This window comes from Ancylobacter dichloromethanicus (assembly GCF_018390645.1).
Taxonomy (GTDB): Bacteria; Pseudomonadota; Alphaproteobacteria; order Rhizobiales; family Xanthobacteraceae; genus Ancylobacter; species Ancylobacter dichloromethanicus.
Window position 1 is genome coordinate 21016 of sequence record NZ_JAHBGC010000063.1, and the last position, 6649, is coordinate 27664.

The 6649-nt window shown below is 68.1% G+C and carries 7 protein-coding genes; 2 read left to right on the forward strand and 5 right to left on the reverse strand.

What is annotated here, in order from left to right; translation table 11 throughout:
- Positions 1 to 68: 68 nt before the first annotated feature.
- From KHC23_RS23600 to KHC23_RS23620, 5 genes are all read right to left on the reverse strand, one after another.
- A complete protein-coding gene (locus KHC23_RS23600; RefSeq protein ID WP_213376159.1) occupies positions 69 to 812 on the reverse strand; it encodes a phosphoadenylyl-sulfate reductase in 744 nt (247 codons plus the stop codon).
- Entirely contained in the window at positions 809 to 1321 is a 513-nt protein-coding gene (locus KHC23_RS23605) for a DUF934 domain-containing protein (RefSeq protein WP_213376160.1), read from the reverse strand. Before KHC23_RS23605 ends, KHC23_RS23600 begins: the two co-directional genes overlap by 4 nt.
- Positions 1308 to 2963, reverse strand: a complete 1656-nt coding sequence (locus KHC23_RS23610) for a nitrite/sulfite reductase (protein ID WP_213376161.1) — start codon at positions 2961 to 2963, stop codon at positions 1308 to 1310. The genes KHC23_RS23605 and KHC23_RS23610 overlap by 14 nt, the downstream gene beginning before the upstream one ends.
- Before the next feature lie 22 nt (positions 2964 to 2985).
- Positions 2986 to 3294, reverse strand: coding sequence for a DUF2849 domain-containing protein (locus KHC23_RS23615; RefSeq protein ID WP_213376162.1), 309 nt, complete (start codon positions 3292 to 3294; stop codon positions 2986 to 2988).
- Positions 3295 to 3583: 289 nt separating this feature from the next.
- Positions 3584 to 4756, reverse strand: coding sequence for an NAD(P)/FAD-dependent oxidoreductase (locus KHC23_RS23620; RefSeq protein ID WP_213376163.1), 1173 nt, complete (start codon positions 4754 to 4756; stop codon positions 3584 to 3586).
- Between the two features lie 108 nt (positions 4757 to 4864).
- Between KHC23_RS23620 and KHC23_RS23625 the strand changes: the two genes are divergently transcribed.
- Positions 4865 to 5764 (forward strand): HpcH/HpaI aldolase/citrate lyase family protein, encoded by a 900-nt coding sequence (locus KHC23_RS23625; protein ID WP_213376164.1) that lies wholly within the window; start codon positions 4865 to 4867, stop codon positions 5762 to 5764.
- Positions 5765 to 5777: 13 nt separating this feature from the next.
- The gene (locus KHC23_RS23630; RefSeq protein WP_213376165.1) at positions 5778 to 5981 is read left to right on the forward strand and encodes a DUF1737 domain-containing protein; all 204 of its coding nucleotides are present in this window, start codon (positions 5778 to 5780) and stop codon (positions 5979 to 5981) included.
- Positions 5982 to 6649: the final 668 nt, after the last annotated feature.

Genomic DNA, 6649 nt, shown 5'->3' on the forward strand with positions numbered 1-6649 from the left:
GGAACGAGGAGCGATCCCGGCTCTTCGCCGCGCGCCGGCCATCCTCGATCCTCCGCGCGGGGGCGGCCTCAGTTGCCGACGGTGTTCAGCAGGGTGTGGATGCCGCACTCGGTCTTGGCCTTGCCGCGCCAGCGGCCGGCGCGGGAATCCTCGCCCTCACTGGCGCGGCTGGTGCAGGGCATGCAGCCGACCGAGGAGAAGCCCTTCGCCACCAGCGGATGGTCGGGCAGGGCGAAGGCCTTGTGCGCGGCTTCCACCGCGGCGCGGTCGAGATTGGCGAGCGGGTTGAACTTGAGCCGCACGCCGTCGCGCTCGACCACGGGAATCGAGGCGCGCAGGCCGCCCTGGTAGCGCTTGCGCCCGTTCAGCCAGCCATCGAACCCGCCCAGCGCCCGCGCGAGGGGTTCGACCTTGCGGATGCGGCAGCAGGTGTCGGGGTCGGAGAACCAGAGATCGCGCTCGCCATCGAGCGCCGCCACCCGGGCCGCATCGGGCTGGAGGCTGCGCACATCGGTGAGGCCGAGCTGCGCGGTGAGGGTGTCACGATAGGCCAGCGTCTCCTCGAACAGCCAGCCGGTGTCGAGGAAGACGACCGGGATCGAGCGGTCGACCTCGGCGGCATAGGCCAGCAGCACGGCGGATTCGGTGCCGAAGGACGAGACGAGGCAAAGCCGGCCCGGGCCGACCGCGTGCAGGGCGGCGTCGACGATCTCGGTCGGGCTGGCGTCGGCGAGGGCGCAGGCGAGGCCGCCGACCTCGTCGATGCAGGGGGTGGCGGGCGCGAAATCGGCACCCGGACGCTGGAAGGTCATGAACGCACTCCCGGAACGGTGCGGCCGAGGCGCTGGCGCAGCAGGCTGGGGCGCGCATCGGTAGCCGGCTGATAGAACACGGTGTAGCGGTGGGTCGCCTCGTCGAAGGCCTCCGCGTCGGCTTCCTTTACCGCCTCGATCTGGTCGAAGCCGGAGCGCTCCATCAGCAGGAACTGGTCGCGCAGCACGTTGCCGATGGCGCGCAGCGGCCCCTGCCAGCCGAGCCGCTCGCGCAGCAGCCGGGCCTGGCTGTAGGCACGCCCGTCGCGGAACGAGGGGAAGTTGAGCGCGATCAGCGAGAGCTGGCCGAGATGGGGCGCGATCTCGGCGATCGGGCGGTTGTTCGGCCAGACGACCCCGACCGGGGCCTGCCGGGCCTTCAGCGCCTCGGCCTCGGTGAGAAAGCGGTCGATGCCGACGAGGACCGACGCGCCCTCGGGCAGCGCCTCGTCGTCGGCAACGCGGACGAAGCTGTCTTCGACGATGTGTCCCTTCTCAATGAGCGGCATAGACGCGCTCCTTGAAGGGCTCGACCCCGAGGCGGGCGACGGTGTCGATGAACAGTTCATGCGGCCCGGCGCGCAGCTCCATATAGGTGTCGACCACGTCCTCGACGAGACCGGGCACCTGCTCGTAGGACACCGCCGGGCCCAGCAATGTGCCGAGCTGGGCGTGCTCGTCGGCGCGCCCGCCGAGCGTGATCTGGTAGAATTCCTGGCCGTTCTTCTCCACGCCGAGAATGCCGATATGGCCGACATGGTGGTGGCCGCAGGCATTGATGCAGCCGGAGATGTTGATGTGCAGCCGGCCGACGCCGCGCGCCCGGTCGAGATCGGCGAAGCGCTTGGCGATTTCCTGCGCCACCGGGATGGCGCGGGCATTGGCCAGCGCGCAATAGTCCAGCCCCGGGCAGGCGATGATGTCGTTGACCAGATTGACGTTCGGCGTGGCGAGGCCGGCGGCGTCGAGCGCCGCCCACAGCGCCGGCAAATCCTTCTGCGCCACATGCGGCAGGCAGAGATTCTGCTCGTGGCCGACGCGGATTTCGCTTGAACCGTAACGTTCGGCGAGGTCGGCGATGATGTCCATCTGGTCGGCCGTGGCGTCGCCCGGAGGGGCGCCGACGGGCTTCAGCGAGATGGTGACGATGGAATAGCCGGGCACCTTGTGAGTGTGCACCGAATTGCGGTGCCAGGTGGCGAAGCGCGGGTCGGCCAGCGCGTCCACGAGTTCGGCCGGCTGGTCGGTCCGCGTCTCGAAGGCGGGGTAGATGAAGCGGTCGCGGATCTCGGCGATGGCCTCGTCGGTGAGGTGCAGGGCGCCATCGCGGATCGCCGCCCATTCGGCCTCGACCGCCTTGGAGAATTCCTCGGCGCCGATCTCGTGCACGAGGATCTTGATGCGCGCCTTGTAGATGTTGTCGCGCCGCCCGTACTGGTTGTACACGCGCATGATCGCTTCGATGTAGCTGAGCAACTCGCGCGCCGGCAGGAAGTCGCGGATCGACTTGCCCACAAAAGGCGTGCGGCCGAGCCCGCCGCCGACCAGCACCTCGAAGCCGAGCTCGCCGGCGGCGTTGCGGTGCAGGCGCAGGCCGACATCGTGCACCTTGATCGCCGCGCGGTCGTGGCCGGCGGCGGTGACGGCGATCTTGAACTTGCGCGGCAGGTAGGTGAATTCCGGGTGCAGGGTCGAATATTGCCGCAGGATCTCGGCCCAGATGCGCGGGTCGTCGCATTCTTCCGGCGTGGCGGCGGCCCACTGGTCGGTGGTGACGTTGCGGATGCAGTTGCCCGAGGTCTGGATGCCGTGCACGCCGACCTCGGCCAGCGCCGCCATCGCCTCCGGCAGCTCCTCCAGCTTGATCCAGTTGAACTGGATGTTCTGCCGCGTGGTGAAATGGCCGTAGCCGCGATCATAGACGCGGGCGACATGGGCCATGCGGCGCAGCTGGGCGGCGTTCAGCGTGCCATAGGGAATGGCGATGCGCAGCATGTAGGCATGCAACTGGAGATAGACGCCGTTCATCAGCCGCAGCGGCTTGAACTCGTCCTCGGACAGCGCGCCGGACAGGCGGCGGCCGACCTGGTCGCGGAACTCGGCGACACGTTCGGCCAGAAAGGCGCGGTCGAATTCGTCATAGGCATACATGGAACGGTCGGCCTTGCGTCGTTCAGTGGGGCAGTTCGAAGGTGGGGCCGGCGACGCGGATGCGCTCGCGCAGATTGCCCGGGGCGAGCGCGCCGTCCGCGTCCACGATCACCGGCGCCACATAGGGCCCGACGGCGTCGAGATCGCGCTGGCCGGCCTCCGCCAACAAGGCGAGGGCGTCGTCGGCGGTGGTGACCACGGCGGCGTCCGCCAGCTCGACCGACCAGCCGCCGGCCTTGGTGCGCCACACCACGGCGCCGTCGGTGAGACGGTTGGCGGTGACGGCGACGGGGCCATTGACCTTCAGTTTCTGCTGTTGCGGCGCGGCCATGGGCGCTAATTCCTGTTGGTGCTCGGGTTATTTTTCTATCACACCAATTTAGAACGTACAAAAGAAATAAAATGCACAAATATTACGTGTAATTAGGTCGAGCGGAATCCGGGCGCGTGAATTTCGACGGCGCGTGGGATGGCGGTCATCCCGGACATCCGCCTAAGACAAGGCAACCGCCGAAGAGGCGTGCGCCGGGTTCCGGCACGTCTTCTGCTCGCGCTGACCGCGTCCGGGACAGAGGCCCTGCGTCCGCCGGCTGTCGCTGTCTGTTGCGGAGGGAACCCCATCAGATGATGTTCAACTCGGCATGCGGACGCCCCGCCGCGATGCGCTCATAGCCGAACACGTCGAGGTCCAGCGACACCGAGCGGCCATGCACCAGCCATTCGGCGATGGCGCGGCCGGCGGCGGGGGCCTGCTGCAGGCCGTGGCCGGAAAAGCCGTTGATGAAGTAGAAGTTCGCCACCTCGGGGTGCGGGCCGATGACCGCGTTGTGGTCCAAGAGGTTCATCTCGTAATGCCCGGCCCAGGCGCGCACCACCTTCAATTCCTCCATCGCCGGGATGCGATGGGCGAGGTTCGGCCAGATGGTCTCCTCGAAGATCGACCAGTCGACTTCGAAATCGCCGTGCGCGTCCGGGTCGTTGTCCTCCGCCGGCGGGGCGCCGCAAATCTGGTAGGCGCCTTCGGGGCGGATATAGAAGCCGGAGGGGTCGACCAGCAGCGGCAGTCTTTCGATCGGCGTGCGGCAATGCACGACGAAGACGCAGCGCTTCTTGCCCTCCACCGGCAGGGGGATGCCGGCCATCGCCGCCACGCGCCCCGCCCGCGGCCCGGCGGCATTGACCAGCGCGCCGCAGCCGAGCCGCCGCCCGTCCGCCAGCGTCGCGCCGGTGATGCGGGTGCCTTCGCGGGTGAGGCTAACCACTTCGCCAGTGACGAAATGCGCCCCCTGCGTCTTCGCTGCCGCGCGCAGGCAGGCGAGCAAGGCGTGGGCGTCGAACCAGCCCTCGCCGGAGCGGCCATAGGCGCCGGCGGCGAGGTCGTCCACATTGAGCCAGGGGAAGGTCGCCTTCAGCGTGGCGGGATCGAGCAACGCGATATCGGCGCCCTCCGCCTGCTGGAGGCGGTGATTGGCGGCGAGGACCGGCAGGCCCGCCGCGCTGGCGAGGATGAGATAGCCGCCCTCGTGAAAGGCGAGATCGGTGTCCGGCCCGAAGCGCTCCTTCGCGCTCCGCAGGAAGTCCAGCCCGAACAGCGACATGCGGACGTTCTCGGGGATCGAGAATTGCTGGCGCAGCGAGGCGGCGGACAGGGCGGTGGAGGCTTCGGCGAAGCTGGGATCGCGCTCGACGATGGCGACGCGGCCGCGAAAGGCGGGATCGCGGGTGAGAAAATAGGCGGCGGCGGCACCCATGATGGCGCCGCCGACGATGAGCACGTCGTAAGTCTCGTCCATGGCCTTGACCCGTAAAGACGGAGGGACCGGGCACCGGCGCCCGATTGGCAGCCCGCCGGAGAGCGGGATAGGCTCTCCGCTGTTTCCTGCCAATGAGCCGAGCGAATCATGTCCACTCCCGTCCGTCCACGCCGCAGCGTGCTGTTCATGCCGGGCTCCAACCCGCGCGCGCTGGAGAAGGCGCGGAGCCTGCCCGCCGATGTCGTGGTGATCGACCTCGAGGACGCGGTGGCGCCGGACGCCAAGGAAGAGGCCCGCGCCCGCGTGGCGGCGACGCTGCAGGAGGGCGGCTTCGCGCCGCGCGAGGTGGTGGTGCGCACCAATGGCGTCGACACGCCCTGGTTCGACGAGGACATCGCCATGATCGCCGCCGCCAGCGCCAGGGGCGAGGGCCCGGACGCGCTGCTGCTGCCGAAGGTAAGCGATCCCGAGACGCTGCATGTCGTCGGCCGCATGCTGGAGGCAGGGGGCGCGGCGCCCTCGCTGCGGGTGTGGGCGATGATCGAGACGCCGGCCGGCGTGCTGCGCGCGCTCGATATCGCGCTGGCGGCGAAGAACCCGGTGACGCGGCTGGCCGCGCTGGTGCTGGGCACCAACGACCTCTCCAAGGAGACCGGCGCGCGCATCGTCCCCGGGCGGGCGCCGATGACGGGCTGGCTCTCCCATTGCGTGCTGGCGGCGCGCGCCGGTGGCATCGAGGTGCTGGACGCGGTGTGGAACGATTTTCGCGATCTCGCCGGTTTTTCCCGCGAATGCCGGGAGGCCGCCGCTATGGGCTTCGACGGCAAGACGCTGATCCACCCCGACCAGATCGGCCCCTGCAATGCTGCCTTTTCGCCGTCCGAGCCGGAGGTGGCGGCGGCGCGGGCGTTGATCGCGCTGTTCGACCGGCCGGAAAATGCCGGCAAGGGCGTGGTGCAGATGGAGGGGCGCATGGTGGAGCGCATGCATGCCGACATCGCCCGGCGATTGGTGACGCTCGCCGAGGCGATCGAACGGCGCAATTGAGGAGGAGACGGACGTGAAGCTCTATCGCTATCTCACCGGCCCGGACGACCAGGCCTTCTGCAGGCGGGTCTCGGCCGCGCTCAACAAGGGCTGGCAGTTGCACGGCGCCCCGACGCTGACCTTCGACCCGGTGAAGGGGCGGGTGATCTGCGGCCAGGCGATCGTCAAGGAGGTCGAGGGCGAATGGAGCGACGAGGTGGTGCTCTCGGACCACTGAGCCGGCAGGGTTTCCGGCCGCCGACGGCGCCGCCGACGTGGGCAGGCGGCCGGCGCGAAAACCGGGCCGCCGCGGCGGCCCAAAAGTCGGGCGCGATTGGGACAGCGGTGCTAACCTGTTGAAAGGTAAGCTCTTCTTCCCTTCTTTGGCCGGGTTATCAACAACGTCGTGAGCCTGTCATTTTTCTTCCGAATGCCCGTTGACAGTCCCGCGGGGCTCCCCCTATAAAGCGCCCATCGACGGGGCGCGCCGCTGACGCGGTGCTGGCGCCCCTCTGGTTGATCCCGACAGAGACGAGGTCTTCGGACCGGCAGTCGCCGGCGGGTTTACTGTCGATTTTCCTAAGGGTGTGAGCCCTAGGGTTAGGGGCTTCGGCCTTTTTGGAATTGAGCTTTGGCTCGCGGGTTTTGGCCCACGCTGTTTGACAAGTGAAGAGTAAGAAAGAGAAACGTGGACGGCGGGGTCCTTGCGGACTTCCCTGGTTTCGGTCGGGGAAGTCGGATGAGACTTCGGCGGTCTTACGTTCTCGGAGCCTCGCATCCTGTGAAGGATGTGACTGGTTCCAACCTCGTCAAGAGGTTTTGAGCGTAGCGACGCAAAGCCGAGATTAAAACTCATTCAACTTGAGAGTTTGATCCTGGCTCAGAACGAACGCTGGCGGCAGGCTT

Excerpts from the sequence above, each read along its gene's own strand:
- KHC23_RS23600 (WP_213376159.1), bottom strand. The coding sequence starts at position 812 with ATGACCTTCCAGCGTCCGGGTGCCGATTTCGCGCCCGCCACCCCCTGC.
- KHC23_RS23605 (WP_213376160.1), bottom strand. The coding sequence starts at position 1,321 with ATGCCGCTCATTGAGAAGGGACACATCGTCGAAGACAGCTTCGTCCGC.
- KHC23_RS23610 (WP_213376161.1), bottom strand. The coding sequence starts at position 2,963 with ATGTATGCCTATGACGAATTCGACCGCGCCTTTCTGGCCGAACGTGTC.
- KHC23_RS23615 (WP_213376162.1), bottom strand. The coding sequence starts at position 3,294 with ATGGCCGCGCCGCAACAGCAGAAACTGAAGGTCAATGGCCCCGTCGCC.
- KHC23_RS23620 (WP_213376163.1), bottom strand. The coding sequence starts at position 4,756 with ATGGACGAGACTTACGACGTGCTCATCGTCGGCGGCGCCATCATGGGT.
- KHC23_RS23625 (WP_213376164.1), top strand. The coding sequence starts at position 4,865 with ATGTCCACTCCCGTCCGTCCACGCCGCAGCGTGCTGTTCATGCCGGGC.